The sequence below is a fragment of the Pseudokineococcus lusitanus genome (genome assembly GCF_003751265.1).
Taxonomy (GTDB): domain Bacteria; phylum Actinomycetota; class Actinomycetes; order Actinomycetales; family Quadrisphaeraceae; genus Pseudokineococcus; species Pseudokineococcus lusitanus.
The window spans coordinates 1-24984 of the sequence record NZ_RJKN01000010.1 but is presented as its reverse complement, the minus strand read 5'-3'; the positions used below and the strand labels follow the sequence as shown (position 1 = coordinate 24984).

Here is a 24984-nt window from a genome sequence, read left to right as displayed (position 1 = left end):
GCCCGCGGCGTCAGCCGCGCGCGAGCACCTGCTGGCCGCTCGCCGTGTACCGCGCCTCGGTCTCGGCCTTGCGCGGGCGCCACCACCCCTCGTGGCGGCGGTACCAGTCGACCGTCGCGGCGAGGCCCTCCTCGAAGGTCGTGTAGCGCGGCGCCCACCCGAGCTCGGTGCGGAGCTTGGTGGAGTCGATGGCGTAGCGGAGGTCGTGGCCGGCCCGGTCGGTGACGTGGTCGTAGTCGTCGGCGGGGCGGCCGAAGGCGCCGAGGACGAGCTCCACGACGCGCTTGTTGCTCAGCTCGCCGTCGGCGCCGATGAGGTAGGTCTCCCCCAGCCGGCCGCGCTCGAGGATGTCCCAGACGGCGGTGTTGTGGTCCTCGACGTGGATCCAGTCGCGGACGTTCTCGCCCGCGCCGTAGAGCTTGGGCCGCACGCCGTCCACGAGGTTGGTGATCTGCCGGGGGATGAACTTCTCGACGTGCTGGTAGGGCCCGTAGTTGTTGGAGCAGTTGGAGATCGTGGCCCGGACGCCGAAGGAGCGGGCCCACGCGCGCACGAGGAGGTCGCTGCCGGCCTTCGTGGAGCTGTAGGGGCTCGAGGGGTTGTACGGGGTGCTCTCGGTGAAGCGGGCGGGGTCGTCGAGCTCGAGGTCCCCGTACACCTCGTCGGTGGAGATGTGGTGGTAGCGGACGTCGTGCGCCCGGACGGCCTCCAGCAGGGCGTACGTGCCGAGCAGGTTGGTCCGCAGGAAGGGGCTCGGGTCGCTGAGGGAGTTGTCGTTGTGGCTCTCGGCGGCGAAGTGCACGACGGCGTCGCTGCCGGCCACGAGCCGGCCGACGAGCTCCGCGTCGGCGACGTCGCCCTCGACGAAGGTGATCCGGTCGGCCACGTCGGCGAGCGATGCGCGGTCCCCGGCGTAGGTGAGGGCGTCGAGGACGGTCACCTCGACGTCGGGGTGCTCGCGCACCGTGAGGTGGACGAAGTTGGCGCCGATGAAGCCGGCGCCTCCGGTGACGAGCAGACGCATGGGTGTCCTCGCGGGGGCTCGGGGCGGGCGTGGGGCTGATGAGGCGCCCAGGACCCTACGGCAGCGGGCGCCGCGGGCCGGGCGCGACGACGCCCCGCCGCACCGCGCGGGGCGGGGCGACGGGGCGTCGGCGGGACGAGCGGGTCAGGCCCGGACGGACGGGGACGTGCGGGAGAAGATCTGGTAGGTCTCGTACGTCGTGGCGCGGTAGGTGCCCGCCGCGGCGGACTGCACCGTGTGGACCGCGCAGCCGCGGGCGTTGGTGCCGACCGTGCGGACGAACTCCCAGGTGCGGCCGTCGGCGCCCAGCTTCTGCAGCGTCACCTTGTGCGCCGACCACGGGACGAAGGCGTCGCGGCGGCCGTTGTAGTAGGAGGCGCAGGCGGTGAGGGTGACCGAGGAGCCGCTCCGGGCCGCGGTCAGCCCGGCCTTGGAGCCGAACTTGGCGACGGTGCGGCCGTAGGTGGCCGTCACCTCGGTGCTCTCGGGCTCCACGAAGAGCTCGTCGGTGCGGTAGGTGCCGGGCAGGTCGTCGCCGAAGATCGCGAGCGGGTAGACGGCCCCGTCGGTCGCGGGGTCGTACTCGGCCAGGTCGATGTCGTCGCCGCGGGGGTCGACGACGAACACGTTGGCGTAGGTCAGGCCGACGCACGTCGTGCGGAGCGTGACCGGCACGAGCTGCTCGGCCCGGTCGATGCTCACGCGGGCGGGCCCGCCGGTGGTGACGCTGCACGGGGCGGCGGCCGCGGCGACCGGGGCGGCCGAGGCGGGGACCGCCGCGGTCACGAGGCCGGCGGCCCCCAGGGCGGCGGCGAGCAGGGCGGTGACGGCACGGCGCGGCGTCGAGCGCACGGTGGACCTCCGGAGGTCTCGGGGGGGTGGCCACCTCTCGCCCGGGGCGGTGCCCGCGGACGCCGTCCGCGGGTCCTCGGCGCGGTGGCAGCCGGACGCTACGACGGCGCGGCGCCCGGCGTCCCGCCCGTGACCGGACCGTGACGGTCCCCTGCGCCGACCGGGTGGCGCGCGCCGCCGGGGAGCCCGGCGGCGCGACGCCCCGTGGTCACCAGCGCGGGTAGACGCCCGTGCTCGTGCGGCCGTAGTAGCGGGCCTTCCAGTAGCCGGGCTGCACGGAGCAGCCGCGGCCCGTGAGCTGCGCGTCGGGGCGCACCGCCATGTCGCCGGCGACCCGGACCTTGCCGTACGGGTCGCGAAGGGCCATGTCGGCGCCGAAGACGTAGTTGTTGCCGACGACGTTGCCGGTGCCGCCGACCATGAGCGCGTAGAGGCCGGTCGTGCGGCGGTCCGTGGCCGTGAAGGGCTCGCGCGAGCGGCCGAGGAGGTTGCCCGTCACCGTGTTGCCGCGGACGTCGTGGCTCATGAGCACCTGGCGGCCGCCGTCGACGATGGTGTTGCCGGACACCGTCACCCCCCACGGGCCCGGGGCGTTGGTCTCGCCGCCGTCGCCGAGCTTGATGCCGGCGCCGTTGGGGTGGCCGACGATCGTGTTCTGGCTGATGACGCCGCCCGAGCCGGCGGCGCCGTGGAACTTCACGTAGATGTTGTGGTCGGTCTTGGCGCGCTGGGTCGTCGCGGCGTCGTGGACGCAGTTCTGGGAGAACGTGAACGCGCGGGGGTACCCGCCGCCGCCGTCGATGGCGACGTTGGCGTAGGCCTCGGTGTCCCGGGCCCCCCAGAACTCGCCGCCGGTGACGCGCCACCCGGTGCCGCCGTGCACGTGGAGGGCCGGGGCGCGGTCCGCCGCCGCCTTGACGCGCAGCCGCTGGAGGCTCCAGAAGTCGGGGCTCTTCAGCTCGATGCCACCGACGAGGACGGGCGGGGACGCCCACACCTGGGGCTTGACCGTGATGGGGGCCCTCGACGTGCCCCGCGCGACGACCGGCCGGATGTAGCCGATGTCGTACGTCCCCGGCTCGAGCAGGAGGGTGTCGCCCGGCCGGAGCGCCTCGAAGGCGCGCCGCATGTCGTCCCCCGCCCCGGCCGTGTAGGTGCGGGCCGGGTAGCCGTCCTCGGCCGAGGCCGGGGCGAGGGGGGCCACGGCCGCGGCGACGGCGAGCAGGGCCACGAGGGCATGGCGCAGGGGACGGCGACGGGCGGGCATGGAGGCTCCTCGGGAGGTGTGCGGTTGCCCGTGCATCGGGCCGTGCCCCCCGGCGGTGGAGCCGTCTCACCCGGTCGGCGGCTCCTCGAGCGGCTCCTCGCCGCGCAGGCCGAGGACGTGCGTCAGCAGCGTCCGGGCCCGCGCCTCGAAGGAGTGGTGCACGCGCACCTGGTCGGCGATGACGGCCCGCTCGTCGGACTGCGGGAACACCTGGTCGCGGGGCAGGTCGACGAGCGTCCGCAGGTGCTCGGCGTCCCGCACCGCGACGGCGCAGCCCTGGAACAGCTCCTCGAGGCCCGGCACCGGGTCGGTGAGGACCCGTGCGCCCGAGGCCACCGCGTCGAAGAGGCGGTTCGAGACGAACCCGTCCCGCAGCATGTCGTCCCAGTGGTCGTTGAGGACGACGCCGGCGCCGCGGTACGCCGCCGCGAGCCCCTCGTTGGGCAGGTACTCGCCCCGCACCCACGAGCTCGGCACGACGCCGTCCCAGCCCTGCCCGACGACGTCCGTGCGGACGTCGGCGTCGACGGCCCAGCCGACGACGCGACGGCGGATGTTCCGCGAGTTGCCGACGAAGAGCACCTTGTAGCCGGTGTCCGCGACGGCCGCGTCCGGGTGGAAGCGGGCGGGGTCGGTGCACTGCAGCAGCGGGTGCACCGGCAGGCCCCACGCCCGGGTGGCCTGCTCGGCCCAGGTCTCGCTGGCGGCGAAGACCCCGTCGTAGCCGACGACCTCCTCGCGGCGCACGTCCTCGGGGTGGCTGATGACCCAGGCGAGGTTGACGGCGCCCGGCTGCGGCGGCAGCGGCATGAGCCCGCGCAGCTGGAGGACGACGTCGTCGAGGTGCGCGCTCGGGCGCACCCGGGTGTCGCGGGTGTCGACGACGACGTGCTGGCCGAGGCGCCGCAGCCCCTGCGCCAGGCTCTCGGCGAAGTGCTCGTCGCCCCAGCGCTGCGCGCCGCGGAAGGGGGCCGCGATCTTGATGGCCCAGTGCAGGCGCGGGACCTCGTGGCCCTCGACGTGCGTGCGGACCGGCCGCAGCCGGCGCACGAGCGGCGTCGCCGGGCGGCGGGGCGCCCCCTGCTCCCCCACGGGCGGCGGCTGCCAGCCGACGACCTCGAGGCCGCGGTCCGCGTAGGTCGGCGCGGGGTCCGGCCGCGAGCCGCCGTAGCGGGCGACGAAGTGCCGGAAGTTGTGGTGCGCCTGCGGGTCCTCGCGGGCGAGGGACCGGCCGACGTGCACCGCGTGGACGCGGGGGTCGACGAGGACCGTCCCGCCCGCCGCCCGCAGCCGCAGCCCGAGGTCGGTGTCGTGCAGGCCGTTCCGGAAACGCGTGTCGAAGCCGCCGACCGCCGCGTGCCGGGCGGCGTCCAGCGCCAGCAGCGACGCCGCCGGCGCGGGCACCTCGAAGGGCTCCTCCCCCACGTCGTCCGGGTGGTGGCCCGCGAGGAAGGGCACGGGCAGCGCCGTCGACGTCTCCAGGACGGCACCGGCGTGCTGCACGAGGCCGTGGCGGGTCACGAGGACCGGCTGCACCGCGGCGGCGCCCCGCTCGCGCAGGACGGCGGCGAGGCGGCCGACGTCGCCGGGCAGGACCGTGACGTCGTCGTCGGCGAGGACGACGACGTCGCCGTGCGTGGCCGCGAAGCCGGTGTCGGCGCCGAGGGCGAAGAACTCCTGCACGGGACGGCGCAGCACGCGCAGCGCCGGCACGGCCAGCTCGGCGCACGCCGTGGCCAGCGAGGCGGACAGGCGCGAGCCGTCGTCGACGACGACCACCTCGCCCGGCGCACCCTCCCCCGCGCACAGCCCGGACAGGGCCGTCATGAGCGCCCGGGGGCTGTCGCGCGTCACGACGACGAGGGACGTGAGGCCCGGGGTCCGGGGCGCCGCGGCGACGGCGTCCCAGTCGAGCAGCCGGCGCTTCTTGACGACCTCGCCCCAGCTGTCGCCGTGGGTGACGGTGATGCGCCGGACGTCGGAGTCGTCCGCGTGGTAGTCCACCCCGACGACCGGCACGAACTCGAGCGGGCCGGCCGTGGCCAGCTTCCACACGAGGTCGTAGTCGACGGCCCGCTTGAGGTCGGTGTCGAAGCCGCCGACGGCGCGGACCGCGTCGGCCCGGGCCACGAGGACGTTGAGGTCGACGTGGTTGATGACCTCGAGGTGGCTCCGCCCCGCGTCCAGCGCGCGGTAGACGGTGCGCTCGCCCGTGTCCATGGCCACGACGCCGTAGCCGACGTCGCGCCCGCTGCGCCGCAGCTCGGCGACCATCCGCGCGAGGAAGCCCGGGCGCCAGGTGTTGTCGGAGTCGAGGAACGCGACGTACTCGCCGCGCGCGACCGCGAGGCCGGCGTTGCGGGCGGCCGAGACCCCCTCGTGGGGGCGCTCGACGACGACGACGCGCGGGTCGCGGGCGGCGACGGCGCGCGCCGCGGCCACCGAGCCGTCCCGGGAGCCGTCGTCGACGACGACGACCTCGAGGTCCAGGCCCTCCTGCGCCAGCGCCGAGGTGAGGGCGACCTCGACGAGGTCCTCGCGCTCCCACACGGGCACGACGACGGACACCGAGGTGGCCGCCAGGCGCGCGGCCTCCTCGGCCGTCAGCGTGCGGGCGCCCGAGGGCTCGGTGAAGCGCTCGGTCTTGCGGGGCGCCGTGCGCAGCGCCTCCTGGCCGGCCCAGCGCGCGAGGTGCTCGTCGAGCAGCGCCTCGACCGCGCCGCGCGTCGTGACGACGGTCCCGGCGGGGCCGGCGACGTCGACCGGGGTCTCGGGGCCGCGGTCGAGCAGGTCCCCCAGCGGGCCCATCGGGTGGCGGGCGGCGCCCGGGTGCCGCGCGACGTGGGCGGCGGGGTCGAAGCAGGGGTGCGGGGCCGACGTGCGGCGCACCGACGACCGCCGCACGTACGTGACGAGCGGGTCCTCCTCGGCGGTCGCCCAGCCCCGGGGGTCGATCCACTCGGGCAGGAACCAGCGGTGCGGCGTCCGGCCCGCGCGACGGCCCTTGGCGAGGTAGTGGCGCAGGGCGGCGAGCTCGTCGACGTCGTCGCCGAGGAAGGCCGCCTGCGCGAGGTACCAGCGGGCGTCGAAGAGCCCGGAGGCCAGGACGCGCGCCTCGTCGCGGGTGGCGGTGGGGTGGCGCGGCGCGAGCGCCGCCGCCGACCGGACGCGCTGCGACGTGCGACGCGCGGCCCGTCCGGCCACCCGCCGCGCCCCGCCCAGGGCCCCGGCGCTCAGCGCGGCACCCGCTGCGCCACGGCGGCCACGGCCGCGTCCAGCTCGCCGCCGAGCCCGCGGGGCGGCGCGAAGGCGTGCCCCTCCGGACGCGTGCGCCAGGCCTCGAGGAGCGCCGCGCCGAGCGCGTCGGGGTCGGCCTCCGCGCGGACGAGCCGGTCGTGCCAGTCGCCGCGGAAGCCGCCGAGGCTGTTGGTCACCGTGGGGACGCCGCTGCACGCCAGCTCGAGCGGCATGTGGCTCGGGTGGGGGCTCTGCATGAGGCAGAGCGCGAGGTCGGTGCGACCCACGAGGCCGTAGTAGTCGGCCATCGAGAGCTTGCCCGCGCTGCGCGCCACCGTCGTCGGCGTCAGCGCGACGTCGCGGTGCAGGTCGCCCGCGGTGACGACGTCGGGCCGCAGCCCCTCGGCCTCGGCGAGGACGGCGAAGCGCTGCACGCCCTCGATGCCGATGCGGAAGAGGTTCCGCGGGTGACGGGGCCGGGCGTAGAAGAAGACGCGCGGGCGCTCCGGGTCGCCCGGCTCCCACGCGGCCGCGGCGCCCTGCAGCGCCGGGAGGTCGAGGTGCGGCGCGAAGACGACCTGCGGGTCGACCTCGAGCCCGACCGCCCACGCGAGGTAGTCGGCCAGCGAGCGGGAGTTGACCATGGGCGTGAAGCCGGCCCGGTAGGTGCTCTCCGCGATGGCGTACTGGTCGCTCCAGCCGCTGAACGACGGCTCGAAGTCCTGGACGAGGTAGACGACGCGGCCGCGGTCGACGGCGCCCCGGCGGCACGCGAGGTCGAGCGCGTGGGCCGTCGTCCAGTACGTCGCCACCCACACGTCGCCGGTGCCGAAGGTCGCCGACGGCACCTGGGCGCGCTCGACGAGGTCGACCGTCGCCGCCCGCGCGGGGTCGAACCCGTTGTCGACGAACCAGCGGCGCAGCGTCCGCGTGGAGGTCGAGCCCACGGCCTCGCTCGTGAGGACCACGCGCAGCGGCACGCCGCGCGCCTCCGCGAGCCGCCAGCCGACGGTCATGGCCGTGAGCAGGCCGGCGTAGATCCGCTCGACGTCCAGGCCGGGCAGGACGAGGTTGACGTGCGGCGGGGCGTCGACGAGCGACGTGCGCTCGAAGGTCGAGCCGCCGCGGGCGATCTCGCCGAGCCGCACGCGCGGCACCGGGACGGCGGGCGTGCCCTCGTCGCCGCCGCCGGGCAGCGCGACGCGCGGCGCGCCCGTCGACGCCGGCGCGGTCGGCGTGACCGAGCGGGACCACGAGGCCGCGGCGCCGGGCCAGCGGCCCTCGCGGGCGTGGAAGGCGATGCCGCTGCGGACGTCCTTGTCGGTCAGGTAGCTCCGGACGGCGGCCAGCGCCACCCGACCGCTGCGGGTCACTCGCACGGGTACCTCTCCCTGGGGGTCGGCCCTCGGGTCGGGGGCAGGCGGGCGCCGTCGCGGGACGCACCGGTCGAACAGGTCGTCGGGGACAGTAACGAACGCCGTCGGCGGCCCCTGCCGCGGCGCGCGGGGCGGCGCGTCACGGCCCACGGCCCGGCGTCGTCCAGACTGTCCCGGTGCAGAGCCGAGACGTCGCGCCCGCGAGCGCGCCCGCCCCCGCCGAGCCGGTGGGGCCCCGGCTGGACGCCGGACGCCGCTTCCGCCCCGACATCGAGGGCATGCGCGCCGTCGCCGTGACCCTCGTCGTGCTCTACCACGCGGGCGTGCCGTTCCTCTCCGGCGGCTACGTCGGCGTCGACGTCTTCTTCGTGCTCTCCGGCTTCCTCATCACCGGCCTCCTGCTCGACGAGGTCCGCCGCAGCGGCACCATCTCGCTGCGGCGCTTCTACGCGCGGCGCGCGCGGCGGCTCCTCCCGCTGGCGGCGCTCGTCGTCGTCGCGAGCGCCGCGGCCGCGTACCTCCTCGTGCCGCCGCTGGACCGCCCGCGCATCGGGGTCGACGCGCTGGGCGCCGCGCTCTACGCGGCGAACTGGCGCTACGCCGTCGGGGCCACCGACTACCTCGGCGCCGACTCGCACGACAGCCCGTTCCTGCACTTCTGGTCGCTCGCCGTCGAGGAGCAGTTCTACGTCGTCTGGCCCCTGCTCATCCTCCTCGTCGTGGCCCTCGGCCCGAAGGGCTGGGGCAGCGTGCGCCGCCGCGTCACCGTGGGCCTCGTCCTCCTCGGCGGCGGCTCGCTCGTGCTGTCGGTGCTCCTCACGCCGACCAGCGGCTCGTGGGCCTACTTCGGCCTCCACACCCGCGCGTGGGAGCTGGCCGCCGGCGCGGCCGTCGCGCTGGCCCTGCCGCTCTGCGAGCGCCTCCCCCGCGCCGTCGCCCTCGTGGCGGCGGCCGCCGGGCTCGGCCTCGTCCTGTGGTCCGCCGTCGCCTACGACGACACGACGCTGTTCCCGGGCATCGCCGCGGCGGCGCCCGTCGGCGGCGCCGTGCTCCTGCTCGTCGCCGGCACCGTCGCGAGCGGCGCGGGCGTCGGCGCCCTGCTGTCGCGGCCCGGCCCCCGCTACGTCGGCCGCATCTCCTACGCCTGGTACCTGTGGCACTGGCCGTGCCTCGTCGTCGTCGCGCTCCTCGCCGACGGCTCCCCCACCGCCTGGCAGCTCGTCCTCGGCGTCGTCGCCTCGCTCGTCCTGTCGGTCGTCTCGCACGTCCTCGTCGAGGACCCGGTCCGCCGCAACCGCTGGCTGTCGGCCGTGCCCGGCCGCTCCCTGGCCCTCGGCGCGGGCCTCACCGTCCTCACCGTGGGCGCCGCGCTCCTCCTGCAGCCCTTCGCCTCCCGCGACGTCGACGTCGAGCGCCTGCCCGACCTCGGCACGCCCGCCGCCTCCGCCCCCGTCGACGAGGACGGCGTCCCCGACGTCGACGTCCCGTCCATGACCGCCGAGGAGGCGCGCGCCGACCAGGCCCGCCCCTCCGGCTGCTACGTCAGCTACCCCGGCACCGAGGCCCCGCCCGTCGACGACTGCGTCTTCGGCGACCCCGAGGGCGAGGAGACCGTGGCCCTCATCGGCGACAGCCACTCGATCCACTGGCTGCCCGCCTTCGACGAGATGGCCCGCGAGCGCGGCCAGCGCCTGCTGGTGTGGGGCAAGACCGCCTGCCCCTCCGTCGACATCGACGTCTGGGTGGCCCGCCAGACCCGCGCCTACTCCGAGTGCGGCCAGTGGCGCACCTCCGTCGAGGAGCGCCTCGCCGAGGTCGACGACCTCACGACCGTGTTCGTCGCCCGCTCCAAGGGCTACACGACGGCGACGCTCGGCCCCGACGGCGAGGTCCTCGACGAGGCCGGCACCGGCCCCGTCTGGGAGGCCGCCGCCGAGCGCACCCTCGGCCGCCTCGGCGACCTGGCCGACCGCGTCGTCGTCGTCCAGGACACCCCCTGGTCCCCCCAGGACGTCCCCTCCTGCCTGTCCGAGCAGGAGCCCTCCGGCTGGCGCGCCTGCAACTTCCCCCGCGAGGGCAACGTCCACCTCGACACCGTCCTCGTCGAGGCCGAGGAGCGAGCCGCCGCCACCGAGGGCCTCGGCGACCGCGTGGCCTGGCTCGACATGACCGACGCCGTCTGCCCCGGCCCCGACGAGTGCACCGTCGTCGCCCCCAACGGGGCCGTCGTCTACGCGGACGACAGCCACTTCACCAACACGTGGAGCCGCTCGGCGTGGACGGTCCTGTCGGAGCGGGTGGACGCGCTGGCTCGCTGAGCCCCGCCCGCGCGGCGTCCGGCGCGGCCGTCACCCGGGTGCGGCTCACCGCGTCCGGCTGGGTCCGCGGCCGGCGTCGGGTGCGCTCTGGCACTGCCTCGGCGCGCTCCGGCCGGGTCGCGCTCGGGTCGGGGCGCCGGCCTGACGTGCCGGACGCGCACCCGGCGCCGTCCGCTCTCGGACCGGTGCGGCCTCCGCTCCGGCCTGCGCGCCGTCCGTGCCGAGCTGGGTGCCGTCCCTCTGCCGAGGGTCTGCACGAGATCCGCCGTGCACGGCGGGTCCCGTGCAGGGCCTCGCGGTGGGGACGGCAGAGGCCGGGACCCCTGCGGGGTCCCGGCCTCTGCGGTCGTGCCGTGCGGGTGGGTCAGCGGAAGAGGACCACCGAGCCCTGGGCGTCGCCGCCGCGGGTGTCGTGGCGCCACAGGAAGGTGGCGCCGGAGCGGACGCCCCAGCCGTCGCGGGCGTTGCCGTCGAAGTCGCCGGAGAAGCCCGGCATGCCGGCCCGGCCGAAGGTGACGGGCGACGGGGACGCCGCGCGCAGGGAGTCGAGGCGGAAGCGCTGGGCGCCGCGCTGGAGGCCCGGGGTGTCCGCGCCGTCGCCGTCCCAGTCGCCGGGGACGGGGACGTCGGTCGGACGGCCCCAGTTGAGCGAGACGTCGACCGGGCCGGCGCCCACCGAGGTGCGGAGCATCCAGCGGCCGTCCCGGTAGAGGCCGACGCCGAGGCGGCGGCCGTCCCACGAGCCGACGACGGGCACGTCGCCGGACTGCCCCATCCAGAAGGCGCGGTCGGCGGAGCCGCCCGACAGGGAGTTCTTCAGCAGCCAGTGCCCGCGGCGGAAGACGCCGACGGTCTCGCGGCCGTCGCCGTCCCAGTCCCCCACGACGGCGACGTCGCCGGCCTGGCCGTACCGGTAGCGGACGGTCGAGCCGTCGTCGCGGCGCAGCGACACGTTGCCGTCGAGGTAGAGGCCGACCTCGTCGACCCCGTCGCCGTCCCAGTCGCCCGCGAGCGGCTGGGCGCCCGCCGGGACCGGCGTCGGGGCGACCGGCGCGGGCCGCGGGCCCGGCGTCGGGCACGGCGAGGGGTTGCGGCCCGAGTACCGCGGCGCGGCCTCGCCGGTGTAGCGGACGCAGGGCCCGTAGTCGGTGCCGGTGAGCGTCGTCCCGGTCCAGAAGGACGTGCGGGCGAGCGCCCCGTCCCAGCTGAGCGAGATGTGGATGTGGTCGGTGTGCGGGCTCGCGCCGCTGTACGCCTTCCACGTCTGGTTGTAGGAGCCCCAGATCTTGCGGTCCCAGATGACGTACATGATCCCGAGCCGGCGGGCGTTGCCGGACGGCCGGCCCTGGGCGTCCGGGCCGATGAGCCACGTGAGGAAGGCGTCGGCCTTGGCCGCGTCGGCGGGGTCGCCGGCGTCGAGCATCCAGTCGTACGCCCGGCCGTCGGAGTGCTCGCTGCGCCCGGAGCACTGGCGGGTCGTGCCGCCCTTGTAGCCGCCGTAGGTGGCGTGGAGCAGGTCGCGCAGGCGGTTGGTGCCCACGCGCTCGACCGGGTCGCAGGCGATCTGCGGCACGTAGCGGGCCAGCTCCTCGGGCTCGCCCGAGTAGCGCTGCACCGGCTTCGGCGTGGGGACCGCCGCCGCGGCGGAGAGCGTGCCGCGGCCCGCGGACGGCGCCGCGTCGGGACCCGTCCAGCCGGCGGTGCCCGGGCCCGGCACGACCGCGCCCTCGAGGGACGGGTCGTGGGAGTGCGCGTGGCCGTCGTCGACGTGGTGCCCGTCCACGTCGGTGGACGCGGCGGCCGGCGCGACCGCGGGGGCGGCGACGGCGGGCAGCGCGCTGACGACGACGCCGGCGCAGAGGGCGGACGCGGTGAGCAGCCGGCGCAGGGTGCCGCCGCGGGTCGCGCCGCTCATCGGACGACCGCCACGGAGCCCTGCGCCACGCCGCCGCGGACGTCGGTGCGGTAGAGGAAGGTCGCGCCCTGGCGGGCCCCCCAGCCGTCGTGGCCCTTGCCGGCGAGGTCGCCGGCGAAGCCCGGCATGCTCGCGCGGCCGAAGCTGATGGGCCCCGGCGAGCCCGGGTAGAGGGAGTCGAGGCGGAAGCGCTGCGCGCCGCGCTGGAGGCCCGGCGTGTCCGCGCCGTCGCCGTCCCAGTCGCCGACGACGGGGCGGTCGGTCGTGCGGCCCCAGTTCAGCGACACGTGGACCGGCCCGGCCGAGGGGTACTTGCGCAGGAGCCAGCGCCCGTCGCGGTAGACGCCGACGCCCTGGCTGCGGCCGTCCCAGGAGCCGGTGACGGGCACGTCGCCGGCCTGGCCGAGCCAGAAGGAACGGTCCGCGCTGCCGCCGGACAGCGAGTCGTTGATGAGCCACTGGCCGCGGCGGAAGACCGAGACCGTGTCGCGGCCGTCGCCGTCCCAGTCGCCGACGACGGCGATGTCGCCCTTGCCGCCGTAGCGGTAGCGCAGCGTCCCGCCGTCGGCGCGGCGCAGGGAGATGTCCCCGTCGACGAAGAGGCCGACCTGGTCGGTGCCGTCGCCGTTCCAGTCGCCGACGAGGGTCTGCGCGCCGGCCGGCACGGGGGCGGGCGCCGGGGTGGGCGTCGGGGTGGGCGTCGGCGTCGCGGCGGCCTGGAGCTGGGCGGCCCGCGAGCGGATGGTGTCCATCTGCGCGGACAGGCCCGAGCCGGGGCACGCCGTGTAGCCGACGTCCATGTGCCGCAGGACCGTCGGCAGCGTCACCGCACGGCCCTTGGAGTAGCGGGCCGTGCCGCCGCCGGCGGACGTGAGCGTCGTCGTCGCCGTGGGCGAGACGCCGAACTGGCCGAGCTTCCACGCCACGACGGCCGCGATGCTGCGGACGAGGGCGGACGAGGGCGCCGCCTCCTCGTAGTTGCCCATCGCCGAGACGCCCATGGTGTCGGTGTTGAAGCCGGCGGCGTGGGCGCCCATGACCTTCTCGGTGATGCTGCCGCGGCGGCCCTCGTAGATCGTGCCGAACTTGTCGACGACGAAGTTGTAGCCGATGTCGGACCAGCCCAGGGACTGCGTGTGGTACGCGTAGATGCCCCGCAGCTGGCTCATCGACTGGCTCGCCGTGGAGTAGCTGTTCGACGACGCGGTGTGGTGGACGACCATCGCCTTGACCGTGTCGTTGCGCCCGGTGCCGCGGGCCAGGGACTCGTCCGCCCCCCACTGCGCGCGGGTGACGATGGTCGGCTGGGCCGCTGTCGAGGCGGTCGCGGAGAGCGTGCCCGCCGAGGCCGCGGAGAGCGTGCCCGCCGCCGGGGTCGAGGCCGACGCGGCGACGGTGCTTCCCCGCACCTCCGCCGCGGCCGCGGCCGCGGCCGGGCCCGCCGCACGCTCGACGCGGGCGACGTCGCCGTCGCCGCCGTCGACCACGCGCACCTGCAGGTCCCGCGGCGCCGCACCGCTCGTCGTGTCGACGCGCAGCTGGTAGCCGCGGGCGCCGTCGGTCGCCAGCGGCGACGTGCCGACGACGGGCGCGGCCGATCGCGCCTCGGCGGAGCCGGCGTCGGGGCCCGCGTCCTCGACGGGCAGGGTCTCCCACGTCGACCAGGCGCCGTCCTCGAGGACGCGCACGGCCACGGTGACCGCGCCGGCCGAGGTGTCGGCGGCGGACCAGGTGACGCCGAGGACGTCGAAGTCGGCGTCGGTGGCCACCTCGTCCGTGAGGACGGCGGGGCGGGCGGCGGGGTCGCCGGCCGCGCGCAGCTGCGCGAGCGCGTCGGCGTCGACGCCGACCTCGGGGACGACGTCGGTGCTCGTGGCGACCGGCGCGTCCTCGACCGCGGCGGCGGCCGCGGCGGCCGTGACGGGCGCGGCCAGCGCGGGCGTCGCCGCGAGCCCGAGGGGGGCGACGACGGCGACGGCGCAGGTCAGGGCTCCGCCGAGGCGGAGGAGATGGTGCGGCACGGGGCGAGCTCCTGTCGGACGGGGGTGCAGGGCCATGCCCTTACGTCGTCACGGCCCGCGCGCACCTGTAGCCCCTGATCGCTGCTCCGTCGTCAGCGCAGGACCTGCCAGGGGGTCGCGGACCGCCCGTCGTCGAGGCGGGCGGCGACGTGGACGACACCGGCACGCCCGACGCCCGGCAGGTCGCCCCCGCGGCCCTGCCAGTCCCCCGCCACGCCCCGGACGCCGGGGCGTCCGAGCACGAGCGGGGGGATCGTCAGACGGGCCGAGGAGCCGAACGTCCAGCGCGCCCCGTCGAGGGCACCCGGGTCGTCGACCCCGTCTCCGTCCCAGTCACCGGGCACAGCCTGCGCACCAGGTGCCCCGAATGTCCAGGTCCTGGACGCATTTCCCGGCCCGACGGCGTCGCGCAGGTGCCACGTGCCCCCCGCCACGACTCCGATCCCCGTGGGGCGGCCGGGGGCCCAGACGCCCGTGACGGGCTGCTGCCCGGCCCGGCCGTACGCGAAGGAGCGGTCGGCGGCGCCGGGGCCGGCCTGCTCGCGCAGGTGCCAGACGCCGGCGCGCACGACGCCGACGCCGTCGCGGCCGTCGCCGTCCCAGTCGCCGGTGACGGGCAGGTCGCCCGCGCGCCCGAAGGTGAAGGAGCGGGTGCTGCCGTCCGCCGACCGCAGCGTCCACGTGCCGCCGGAGAACCAGCCCACCTCGTCGCGCCCGTCCCCGTCGACGTCGAGCGCGACGGGCCGGCCGGCGGCGGCGCCGGCCGCCGGGGCCGCCGTCGCGGGCGGCGCCACCGGCGCGGGCGGGCGGACGGTGAAGCCGGACGACCGGACGCCCGGGGCGACGGCGCGCAGCGCGTCGCGCGCCTTCTGGCCCGTGACCCGCAGCGTCACGGGCTTGCCCGCGCGCGTGCCGACGACGACGACCTCCGTCCGGGCGGCCTGGCCGCGCGGGGCCACGCGCAGGTCGGTGGCCGTCGCGAGGCCGAAGGCGTCCGCCACCTGCGCCCAGCTCAGCCCGACCGTCCACGACAGGTTGGGGTCGCCGGAGGCCAGGGCCCACCGGCTGTCGTCGACCTGGCGCAGGTGCGGCACGGGGGCGGAGCCCCACACGTAGGTGTTCGTCTCCGACCAGCCCCCGTGGCTGGACGCGTAGAAGAGGTCACGGGCGAGGCCGCCCGACGCCGTCGTGAGGACGGTCCCGGCGCCGGTCGTCGACGTCGCGGCGACGGCGCGGGCCAGCCCGCCGCCGTTCCGCGTGTCCTCGGCCCGCCGCTCGGCGCCCGCCCAGACCTGGTCGGCGGTCGTGGGGCGGACGACGTAGGCGTCCTCGGAGGAGACGTAGCGGCCGAGGAGGAAGGTGCGGGCCGCGACGACCTGCGCCTCCTGGGCGGCCTGCGGCCACGTGACCGGCATCTCCGCGAGACCGCGCAGGTACGCGTCGACGGCGGAGCCGCGGGCGCCGTCGACGAGGACGGCGCGCACCTCGAGCCCCGCCTTCCGGGGGGCGAAACGGGCGGCGTCCGCGTCCGAGCGGCGCACGAGCGGCGTGGCGCCCAACGACGTCCACGTGGACAGCCGGACCTCCTGGCCCCCGTGGTCGGCCCGGACGAGGGCCCCGGCGACCGGGGCGAAGCCGCGCGGCGCGACGGCCCCGGCTCCCGTCCCGGCGAGGACCTCGAGCCGGTCGGACGCGGCCCGGCGGACCGTCCACGTCGCCCCCTGCGGCTGGACGACCTCCTGCCCGCCGCTGACCCAGCGGACGGGGCCGGCGTCGGCGCGGAGCTCGGCGCGCGAGGACGGGCCGCCGCCGGTGAGGAGGTCGACGAGCACCGTGGGCCGGGTGGCGCGCCGGGCCGGCACGAGGCCGGGGTAGTACGTCGTGAGGATGGTCGAGGAGGAGCACCCCAGCAGCGCCGCGCCGCGGGCGCCGTACTGGCTCAGGCCCATCCCGTGCCCGAAGCCGTGGCCGTCGAGGACGACGTCCGGGCTCCCGGCGGGCGCCGCGGCCGCGGGGACGACGGCGCCGCCGGCGGCGGGGCACGTCGTCGACGCGGCGGCCACGCCGACGCCGGCCGCGGCGGCGGGACCCGGCAGGCCGGGCAGTCCCAGCGCGGCGACGGCGACGGCGACGACGAGCGCACGACGGGCCCTGCCGGCGACCGGGCGGACGGCCGGGCGGGCGACCGGGCGGACGGAGGGGGTGGGGCGGGGGCTCATGCCTGCCGTCTCGGCGGGCGGGGGCCGACGCTGGAGCGTCGGGGCGGCGCACCACCCGGGCGGCGTGGTCCCGCCGGCGTGGCGGTGCCCGGTCGCTAGCCTCACCGCCCGGAGGAGCCGCCCGGCCCCCGCGCCAGGAGGAGCCATGTCGCGCAGCACGTCAGCGCCCCGCGCCGTCGCCAGAGCCGTCGCCCGCGCCACCGGCGCGGGTGGCGAGTGGCGCCGCCTGCGGGCCGAGGTGGTCGAGGCGCGCGGCGAGGCCCGCGCCGCCCGCCGCGAGGCCCTGCACGCCCGGCGGCAGCTCGAGGAGCTGCTGGTGGAGGTGCGGGGGCTCCGGGACGACGCCGCCCGCCGCGAGGAGGCGTCGCGGGCGCAGCTCGGCGCCGCCGTCGCCGCGGTGCGCGGGGACGCCGGCGCGCACCACGAGGACCTCCTGGCCCGCCTGGGCGCCGTCGACGCCCGCGTGGGCACGCGGCTGGCCACCCACCAGGTCGCCCCCGCGCTGTGGCGGGGCGTGCGGGCGGGCGAGGTGGGCACGTGGTCGCTCCTCGCCCTGCGCGACCTCCTGCCGGGCGCCACCCGGCTGCCCCCGCCGGGCGGGGCCGCCGGGTGGGCGGCGACCCCCGAGACCGTGCTGCTCCTCGTCCGCGAGGTGCTGGCGCGCCGGGAGCACCCCGTCGTCGTGGAGCTCGGCAGCGGCACCTCCACCGCATGGGTCGCCGCCGCGCTCCGCGAGCGCGGCGGAGGTCGCGTGGTGTCGGTCGAGCACGACGAGCACTACGCCGACGGCACGCGCCGGGCGCTGCGGGCGGCGGGCCTCGACGACCTCTCCGAGGTGCTCGTCGGCGCGCTGGCGCCCCTGCCCGACGGCACGGGGCCGGCCGGCCACACCACGGCCTGGTACCCGGAGGACGTCGTCCGGCGGCTGCCGCCGCTCGTCGACCTGCTCTTCGTCGACGGCCCTCCCGGCGGGACGGGCCCCGCGGCGCGCCGTCCCGCGCTGCCGGCCCTCGCAGGGCTGCTCGCCCCCGGCGCCGCCGTCGTCCTCGACGACACCGACCGGCCGGAGGAGCGGGAGGTCGTCGCGCGGTGGCTGGAGGACGTCCCCGGCCTCCGGGTGGAGGCCACGACCGACCGCGCCACGCTGCTGCGCGTCCCCGACGACCACGGCGGCCCGCGGCCGGACGCGCCGGGACCGGCCGCCGGGGGCTGACCCGGTCGCCGGGCCGGGTCAGCGCGCGGCGCGCCCCGGGCGGCCGGCGCGCACGGCGAGCGCCCCCTCGAGCAGCACCCGCGCGCGGGCGTCGAAGGAGTGCAGCTCGCCGACACGGCGCCCCAGGCGGGCGCGCTCGGCGTCGGGCGGGAACCCCGCCGGGCCCTCGTCGACGAGCGCCAGCAGCTCGCGCTCGTCGGCGTAGGTCCGCACGAGCGGGCCGACGACGTCGCCGAGCCCCTCCACGTGGTCGCTGACCACCCGGGCGCCCGACGCCGCGGCGTCGAAGAGGCGGTTGGACGCGAAGCCGGAGCGGCGCATGTCCTCCCAGTGGTCGTTGAGCACGAGGCCCGCGCCGCGGTAGGCCGCGGACAGGGCCGCGTTGTCGATCCCGCTGCCGCGCAGCACGCCCGGCGGCAGGAAGCGCTCCCAGCCCCCGCCGTAGACGGCGACGTCGCGGCCCGCCTCGACGAGGACGCGGACGACGGGGCGGTACACCGACCGGGAGCTGCCGACGAAGAGGACGTCGTGGTGCTCGACCGCGTCGCCCTCCCCCGCCGCCGGGTGGAACAGCCGCGGGTCGGTGGCCTGGAGGAGCACCCCGACGTCCCGGCCGCGGGCGGGGTCGGCCGCCCATGCCGCCGAGGCCGCCCAGACCCGGTCGTAGGCGGCCAGCTCCTCCGCGCCGACGAGGTCGGGGTGGCTGATGACCCACGCGAGGCGCACCGCGCCGTCGGCGGGCGCCAGCGGGACCTTGCCCCGGACGGCGAGGACGACGTCGTCGAGGTCGGAGGTGCTGCGGCCCAGCGAGTGCCGCGTGTCGACGACGACCTCCTGGCCGAGGGCGGCGAGCGCGTCCGCGACGGCCCGGCCGAAGTGGCGGTCGCCCCACGTGTCGCCCCGCGGGCCCGCCAGCGCGGCGGTCCGCACCGCCCACCGCAGGCGCGGCGGGGCCTCGGCGGTCACGACGGCGGCGGGGCGGTGCCGCGGGTCGGCGCGCCGCCGCAGGTCGGCCGTCGTGGCGGCCCAGGCGGTCGCCGCCGCCCCGTGGCGCCGGCCGTTCTCCGCGGCGTCGGCGGCGACCTCGGCGGGGTCGGTCCTCGTGGCGCGGGTCGCGGGGGCGGCCCGGCGCGTCGTCCCGACCGCCGCACCGGTGCGCACGACGGCGCCGGTGACGAGGACGGGCGACGCCCCGCGGCGCGCGGCCAGGCGGGCCGACAGGTCGACGTCCCAGCCGCCGCCGGCCAGCAGCGGGTCGGCGCACCGCTCGGCGACGAGGTCGGCGGTGCGCGCGGCGAGCGCCTCCCCGCGGAGCGCGGGCACGGCGACGACGGGGCCGAGGCGGCGGGCGTCGTCGGCCGGCAGGTCGGCCAGCAGGGGCTCGGGCGCCCCCGGGGCTCCCCCCGTCCCCGCGGCGACGACGAGGTCGCGGTGGTCGAGGAGCAGGGCCCCGGCGGCCGGCGCCCCGTCGTCGAGGGCCGCGCGCAGGGCGGCCAGGGCGCCGGGCACCGGCTCGGCGTCCTCGGCCAGGAGGACGGCGACGTCGCCGGTGGCCGCCGCGAGCGCGAGGTCGAGCCCCAGCGGGACGCCCACGTCGTCGGGGGTCCGCAGCACGGTGACGCGGGGGTCGACGAGGGCGAGGGCGCCCAGGAGCCGGGCCACCGAGGGGCGTCCCCCGGCGTCGACGACGACGGCCCGGTCGGCGTCCCGGGCGCGCCCGTCGGCGGTGGCGTCGCCGAGGGCGGCCGTCACGGCGCGCCACGCCTCGGCCCAGCCGCGGCGGGCGACGAGGAGCACGCTCGTCGTGCCGACGGCGGTCGGCGTCGTGGCGAGGGCGTCCCAGTCGACGAGGTGACGGCGCCGGACGACCTCCTTCCACGAGCGGCGCTCGGTCGTGGACAGGCGGTCGCCCGTGCGGTCGTCGTCGTAGACGACGCCGACCAGCGGCACGTGCAGCAGGGACGCACGGCGGGCCAGCCGCCACACGAGGTCGTAGTCGACGGTGCGGCGCAGCGTCTCGTCGAAGCCGCCGACCTCCGCGAGGAGGTCGGACCGGACGACGAGCACGTTGAGGTCGACGTGGTTGCGGACGGCGAGGTGCTCGGCCTGCGCGTCCAGGTCGCGCACGAGGTCGCCGCCCGCCCGCACCACGCGCGCCGCGGCGTGGGCCACCGGGGCGTGCCGGGCGTGCATCGTCGCGACGGCCGTGCGCAGGAAGGCGGGCTCCCAGGCGTTGTCGGAGTCGAGGAAGGCCGTGCACCAGCCGCGCCCGTGCGGCAGGGCGGCGTTGCGGGCGGCGGCCACGCCCCGCGCCGGGCCGTCGAGGACGCGCACCCGGGGGTCGCCCCCCGCGGCCGCGAGGACGGCGGCACGCGTGCCGTCCCGCGAGCCGTCGTCGACGACGAGCAGCTCCCACGACGGGAGGGTCTGGGCGAGGACCGACCGCACGGCGCGGCCGACGACGGCCTCGCGGTCGCGGACGGGCATGACGACGGTGACGAGCGGGCCGTCGTGGGCGGGCAGCGGCGCGTCGGCCCACGTGGCGGCGACGAGCGCGTCCTGGTGCGGGTCGCGGTCGGCGGCGGGCGTCAGCCGCGGGTCGTGGCGCAGCCGGTCCTGGGCGAGGTGGCGCCGGACGGCGTCGTCCTGCGCCGCCCGCAGCGCGCCCCACGTGACGGGGGCCGCGCCCGCGGGCAGCCGGAGCCCGAGCGCGGGCGCCGTCGCGGGCGAGGGCCCTCCCGGCCGGCCCTCCGCGGGGGGCAGCGGCAGCGGCGTCGTGGGCGCGGCCGCCGCGAGCCAGGCCGCCAGGACCTCCGGCACGGGGCGGGCGCCGCCGCCCGCGCCGAGCGGGTCGAGCAGGGGGTGGGGCTGCGCGTCGGGCCGCCCCCGCAGGAGCAGGTGGGCGAAGGGGTCGAGGGGCGCGCTGCGCCAACGCGCCGGCTGGTACCACTCCGCCTCGAAGAGGCGGCAGGGGCTGAGGCCGGCGCGCGAGCCGTGCCGCACGTAGTGGACGACGGCCGCGGTCCGCCCGGGCAGCCGCCGCCCCACCTGCGCCTCGTACCAGCCGCGGTCGAAGAGCGGCGAGCGCAGGACCACGGGCACGGACGCCGCACGGCCCGCCGCGAGCAGCAGGCGGCTCCCCCGGGCCCGGCGCCGCAGCGCCGAGCGGACGCGCGCCGGGGTCAGCACGCCCGGCCCCCGGACGTGCCGGCGGGGGTGCCGGCGGCCGTGCCGCGGGGCGGGCGAGGGGGGTGCTGCTGGGCCACGGGGGCGTGCTCCTCGGTGCGGCGGGGAGGGCTCGGACGACGGGTCGGCATGCTAGGTGCCGCCCGCGGGACGGCCCGGCGTGCGCGGCCTCCCGCGCGGCGGGTGGCAGACTCCCGCACTGCCCGGGAGGGCGAGCGCGACCACCGCCTGCCGGGCCCCCGCCGCCGAGAGGACTGCCGTGACCTTCGACCTGGCCGTCATCGGCCTCGGCTACGTGGGGCTCCCCCTCGTGCGCGAGGCCGCCCGCAGCGGCCTGCGGGTGCTGGGGCTCGACGTCGACGAGGCGGTCGTCGGCGGCCTCGCCGCCGGGCGCTCCCACGTCGACGACGTCTCGGACGCCGACGTCGCCGCGGCGCTGGCCGCGGGGCTCGAGACCACGACGGACGCGGCCCGCCTCGGCGAGGCGGACGCCGTCGTCATCTGCGTCCCCACGCCGCTGTCGGACGAGGGCGGCCCGGACCTGCGGGCGGTGCGCGGCGCCGTCGACGCGGTCGCGGCGGCCCTGCGCCCCGGCCAGCTCGTCGTCCTCGAGTCCACGGTGTCCCCGGGCACGACCGAGGAGGTCGTCCGGCCCGCGCTCGAGGCGCGCGGCCTCGTCGTCGGGCAGGACGTGCACCTGGCCTTCTCCCCCGAGCGGATCGACCCGGGCAACGCCCTCCACGGCTTCCGCAACACCCCCAAGGTCGTCGGCGGCGCCACCCCCGCGTGCTCCCGCCGCGCCGAGGCGCTGTACGCCCGGCTCGTCGACGAGGTGGTCCCGGCCCGCTCGACCCGCGAGGCCGAGATGGCGAAGCTGCTCGAGAACACCTACCGGCACGTCAACATCGCCCTCGTCAACGAGACGGCGAAGTTCTGCCACGACCTCGGCATCGACATCTGGGACGTCGTCCGGTGCGCGTCGACCAAGCCCTTCGGCTTCCAGGCCTTCCGGCCCGGGCCCGGCGTCGGCGGGCACTGCATCCCCATCGACCCGACGTACCTCAGCCACACGGTGCGGGCGCGCCTCGGCTACCCCTTCCGCTCCGTCGAGCTCGCCCAGGAGATCAACCAGTCGATGCCCGCCTACGTCGCCCGCCGGGTGCAGGACCTCCTCAACGACCGCTCGCTCGCCGTGCGCGGCGCCCGCGTCCTCCTCGTCGGGACGACCTACAAGGCGGGCGTCAGCGACCAGCGGGAGTCGCCGGCCTTCGGCGTGGCCCGCGCGCTGCGCGAGCTCGGCGCGGAGCTCGAGCAGCACGACGCCCTGGCGCCCCGCTTCGTCGTCGACGGCACGGAGGTCCCCCGGCGGGAGGCCCTCGGCGGCCACGGGCGGCCCGCCGACGTCGCCGTCCTGCTCCAGGCCCACCGCGACCTCGACGTCCGGGCCCTGCGGGACAGCGCTCCGGTCGTCCTCGACACCCGCGGGCTCCTCGAGCCGGCGGAGGGCGTGGTCCGGCTGTGAGCGCCGCGGAGGCGTCCCCGAGCCCGGCCGCGCGGCTGGCGCGCGAGGCGGGGCTCGAGCGGCTCGGGCGGCGCCCGGCCGCCGGGGAGTACGTGCGCGAGCTGTGGCAGCGCCGGCACTTCCTCCTCGAGCTGTCCCGCTCGCGGTTCCGCGGCCAGAACGAGGAGAACCGCCTCGGCCTCGGCTGGGTCCTCGTGCGGCCCCTGCTCAACGCCGTGGTCTACGGCGTCGTCTTCGGCCTCCTGCTCGCCAGCAGCACCCGGCCCGACAACTTCGTGCCGTTCCTCGTCATCGGCATCTTCGTCTTCCAGTACTTCGCCGGGTGCCTCAACGACGGCTCGAAGGCCATCACGAGCAACCTCGGCCTCGTCCGGACGATGCACTTCCCGCGCGCCGTGCTGCCGATCTCCGTCGTGCTGCAGCAGGTCTACGCGCTCGCGCCGATGATGGGGATGGCCGCCGTCGTGGCCCTCGTCTTCGGCGAGCCGCTGACGTGGCGCTGGCTCCTCGTCGTGCCCGCGCTCGTCCTCATGACGATGTTCTGCCAGGGCGTCGCCTTCGTCGCGGCCCGCGTCACGCTGCACGTGCGGGACGTCGCGCAGCTGCTCCCCTTCGTCACGCGCCTGCTCTTCTACATCAGCGGGCTCTTCTACTCGATCGAGCGCGTGGGCCTCCCGCCGGCAGCCGAGGCCGTCGCCATGGTCAACCCCGTGCAGGTCTACATCACGCTCGTCCGCACCGGGCTCCTCACCGAGGTCCAGGTCGGCTGGGACGTGTGGGCGCTCGGGATCGGCTGGGCCGTCGTCACGCTCGTCGGCGGCGCCGTCTTCTTCTGGCGGGCCGAGGAGGCCTACGGCCGTGAGTGAGCCGCAGACCTCCCCCGCCGGCGCGCGGCCCACCGTCGTCGTCGACGACGTCTCCGTCGACTACACGGTCTACGCCGCCGGCAAGCGGGCGACGTCGGAGCGCAAGCTGCTGCGCCGGGCGCCGTCGCTGCGCCAGGCGCGCACCGTCCACGCCCTCAAGGGCGTCTCCTTCACCGCCCACGAGGGCGAGAGCATCGGCGTCATCGGCCACAACGGGTCCGGCAAGAGCACGCTGCTGCGCGCCATCGCGGGCCTCACGACGCCGACCCGCGGCACCGTCTACGCGGACGGGCGTCCCGCGCTCCTCGGCGTCAACGCCGCCCTCATCAACGAGCTGTCGGGCGAGCGCAACGTCATCCTCGGCGGCCTCGCCCTGGGGATGACGCCCGAGGAGATCCGTGGGCGGTACCAGGAGATCGTCGACTTCTCCGGCATCGGCGAGGCCGTCGACCTCCCCATGAAGACGTACTCGGCCGGCATGGGCGCGCGGCTGCGCTTCGCCATCGCCGCCTCCGCCACCCACCGCGTGCTGCTCGTCGACGAGGCGCTGGCGGTCGGCGACGCGGCCTTCCGCCGCCGGAGCGAGGAGCGCATCCGCGAGCTCCGCGCCGAGGCCGGCACCGTCTTCCTCGTCAGCCACTCCATGGGCACCGTCAAGGAGACGTGCACGCGGGGCATCTGGATCGACCACGGCGAGCTGCGCGCGGACGGGCCCGTGCTCGACGTCGTCAAGGCCTACGAGGCGTCCGTCAAGTGAGCGCCGAGCGGCCGGCCGAGGGCCTGCGGGTCCTCGTCGTCACGGTGGTCCACGACCCCGAGGACGCCCGGATCCGGCACCGCCAGCTCGTCTCGCTGCTCGACGCGGGCTGCGCCGTCACCTACGCGGCGCCCTTCGCCGCGTACGACCGGACGCCGCCGCCCGGGGTGCGCCCGCTGGACCTGCCCCGCGCGGTCGGCCGCCGACGGCTGGCCGCCCTGCGCGCCGCGACGGCGCTCCTACGCCGGGAGGCCCCGCACCACGACGTCGTGCTCGTCCACGACCCCGAGCTGCTCCTCGCCGTCGCCGGGGCCCGCGCGACCCGGGCGGCCGCGGTCGTCTGGGACGTCCACGAGGACACCGCCGCCGCCCTCTCGATGAAGACGTGGCTGCCCGGGCCCGCCCGGCGCGCGCTGCCGGCCGCGGTGCGCGCGGCCGAGCGGGTGGCCGAGCGGCACCTGCACCTCACGCTCGCGGAGACCGGGTACGCCGACCGCTTCCGCCGGCCGCACCCCGTGGTGCCGAACAGCGTCCTCGTGCCGCTGGCGGACGTGCCGCCGCCGGGCGCCGACCGTGTGGTCTACCTCGGCCGGGTGACCCGGCCGCGCGGCGGGCTCGAGCTCGTCGCGCTGGGCCGCGAGCTGGCCGGCGAGGTGGAGGTCGAGGTCGTCGGCCCCGCCGACGCCGACGTCCGCGACGCGCTGCGCGCCGCGCACGAGGCGGGCCACGTCCGCTGGCGCGGCTTCGTGCCCAACGACGAGGCGCTCGCCGGCCTGCCCGGGGCCCTCGCCGGCCTGTCGCTGCTCCACGACGAGCCCAACTACGCGCACTCGCGGCCCACGAAGCTCATGGAGTACATGGCGCACGGGCTGCCCGTCGTCACGACGCCGAACCGCGCCGCGGTCGAGCTCGTCGAGGCCGCCGGCGCCGGCGTCGTCGTGCCCTTCGAGGACCCGGCCGCGGCTGCCGCCGCCGTCCGGGCCCTGCGCGACGACGAGGCGCGGCGCCGGTCGCTCGCGGACGCTGGGCGCCGCCACGCCCTCGAGGAGCTGGACTGGCGGCGCGACGGACGGCGCCTGGCGGAGCAGCTGCGGGCCTGGGCGGACGCCCGCTAGTTGTACTGCCCAGGGACGTTGATCAACCTGGTGATGGGCGGGACCTTGCCGATGGCGGAGTGGGGTCGGTGATGGTTGTACCGGTGGAGGAAGGCC

Annotated in this window: 15 protein-coding genes; 6 read left to right on the top strand and 9 right to left on the bottom strand. The window is 77.6% G+C overall.

Going from position 1 to position 24984, the window contains the following annotated elements:
• Positions 1-10 precede the first annotated feature (10 nt).
• The 5 genes from rfbB to EDC03_RS15900 form a co-directional block, all read right to left on the bottom strand.
• Positions 11-1024, bottom strand: coding sequence for a dTDP-glucose 4,6-dehydratase (gene rfbB / locus EDC03_RS15920; RefSeq protein ID WP_123381255.1), 1014 nt, complete (start codon positions 1022-1024; stop codon positions 11-13).
• A 144-nt stretch (positions 1025-1168) separates the two neighbouring features.
• Positions 1169-1876 (bottom strand): hypothetical protein, encoded by a 708-nt coding sequence (locus EDC03_RS15915; protein ID WP_123381254.1) that lies wholly within the window; start codon positions 1874-1876, stop codon positions 1169-1171.
• A gap of 208 nt (positions 1877-2084) precedes the next feature.
• Positions 2085-3143: a right-handed parallel beta-helix repeat-containing protein gene (locus tag EDC03_RS15910; protein ID WP_123381253.1), complete on the bottom strand. Its 1059-nt coding sequence runs from the start codon at positions 3141-3143 to the stop codon at positions 2085-2087.
• A 66-nt stretch (positions 3144-3209) separates the two neighbouring features.
• The gene (locus EDC03_RS15905) at positions 3210-6347 is read right to left on the bottom strand and encodes a glycosyltransferase (protein ID WP_123381252.1); all 3138 of its coding nucleotides are present in this window, start codon (positions 6345-6347) and stop codon (positions 3210-3212) included.
• A 29-nt stretch (positions 6348-6376) separates the two neighbouring features.
• Complete coding sequence (locus tag EDC03_RS15900) at positions 6377-7759, bottom strand: rhamnosyltransferase WsaF family glycosyltransferase (RefSeq protein ID WP_148058118.1); 1383 nt, start codon at positions 7757-7759, stop codon at positions 6377-6379.
• Positions 7760-7932: 173 nt separating this feature from the next.
• Between EDC03_RS15900 and EDC03_RS15895 the strand changes: the two genes are divergently transcribed.
• The gene (locus EDC03_RS15895) at positions 7933-10074 is read left to right on the top strand and encodes an acyltransferase family protein (protein ID WP_123381250.1); all 2142 of its coding nucleotides are present in this window, start codon (positions 7933-7935) and stop codon (positions 10072-10074) included.
• A gap of 364 nt (positions 10075-10438) precedes the next feature.
• On the opposite strand, the gene EDC03_RS15890 is transcribed toward EDC03_RS15895, so the two are convergent.
• From EDC03_RS15890 to EDC03_RS15880, 3 genes are all read right to left on the bottom strand, one after another.
• Positions 10439-11989, bottom strand: coding sequence for a VldE C-terminal domain-containing protein (locus EDC03_RS15890; RefSeq protein WP_123381249.1), 1551 nt, complete (start codon positions 11987-11989; stop codon positions 10439-10441).
• The gene (locus tag EDC03_RS15885; protein WP_123381248.1) at positions 11986-14010 is read right to left on the bottom strand and encodes a peptidoglycan recognition protein family protein; all 2025 of its coding nucleotides are present in this window, start codon (positions 14008-14010) and stop codon (positions 11986-11988) included. The genes EDC03_RS15890 and EDC03_RS15885 overlap by 4 nt, the downstream gene beginning before the upstream one ends.
• A 92-nt stretch (positions 14011-14102) precedes the next feature.
• Entirely contained in the window at positions 14103-16229 is a 2127-nt protein-coding gene (locus EDC03_RS15880; protein ID WP_158674336.1) for a SpoIID/LytB domain-containing protein, read from the bottom strand.
• Positions 16230-16374: 145 nt separating this feature from the next.
• Here EDC03_RS15880 and EDC03_RS15875 point away from each other — a divergent pair, with 145 nt between their 5' ends.
• Positions 16375-17442, top strand: a complete 1068-nt coding sequence (locus tag EDC03_RS15875; protein WP_158674335.1) for a class I SAM-dependent methyltransferase — start codon at positions 16375-16377, stop codon at positions 17440-17442.
• A gap of 18 nt (positions 17443-17460) precedes the next feature.
• Here EDC03_RS15875 and EDC03_RS15870 read toward each other — a convergent pair whose 3' ends face one another.
• Entirely contained in the window at positions 17461-20631 is a 3171-nt protein-coding gene (locus tag EDC03_RS15870) for a glycosyltransferase (RefSeq protein WP_123381245.1), read from the bottom strand.
• 256 nt (positions 20632-20887) lie between these two features.
• On the opposite strand from EDC03_RS15870, the gene EDC03_RS15865 reads away from it, so the two are divergent.
• Genes EDC03_RS15865 through EDC03_RS15850 form a run of 4 tightly spaced genes read left to right on the top strand, consistent with a single transcriptional unit; the run spans position 20888 to position 24888 of the window.
• Positions 20888-22150, top strand: coding sequence for a nucleotide sugar dehydrogenase (locus EDC03_RS15865; protein WP_123381244.1), 1263 nt, complete (start codon positions 20888-20890; stop codon positions 22148-22150).
• Positions 22147-23016 (top strand): ABC transporter permease, encoded by an 870-nt coding sequence (locus EDC03_RS15860; protein ID WP_199720327.1) that lies wholly within the window; start codon positions 22147-22149, stop codon positions 23014-23016. The genes EDC03_RS15865 and EDC03_RS15860 overlap by 4 nt, the downstream gene beginning before the upstream one ends.
• Positions 23009-23773, top strand: a complete 765-nt coding sequence (locus EDC03_RS15855) for an ABC transporter ATP-binding protein (protein WP_123381243.1) — start codon at positions 23009-23011, stop codon at positions 23771-23773. The genes EDC03_RS15860 and EDC03_RS15855 overlap by 8 nt, the downstream gene beginning before the upstream one ends.
• Positions 23770-24888: a glycosyltransferase gene (locus tag EDC03_RS15850; RefSeq protein WP_199720326.1), complete on the top strand. Its 1119-nt coding sequence runs from the start codon at positions 23770-23772 to the stop codon at positions 24886-24888. The genes EDC03_RS15855 and EDC03_RS15850 overlap by 4 nt, the downstream gene beginning before the upstream one ends.
• The last annotated feature ends 96 nt before the right edge of the window (positions 24889-24984 follow it).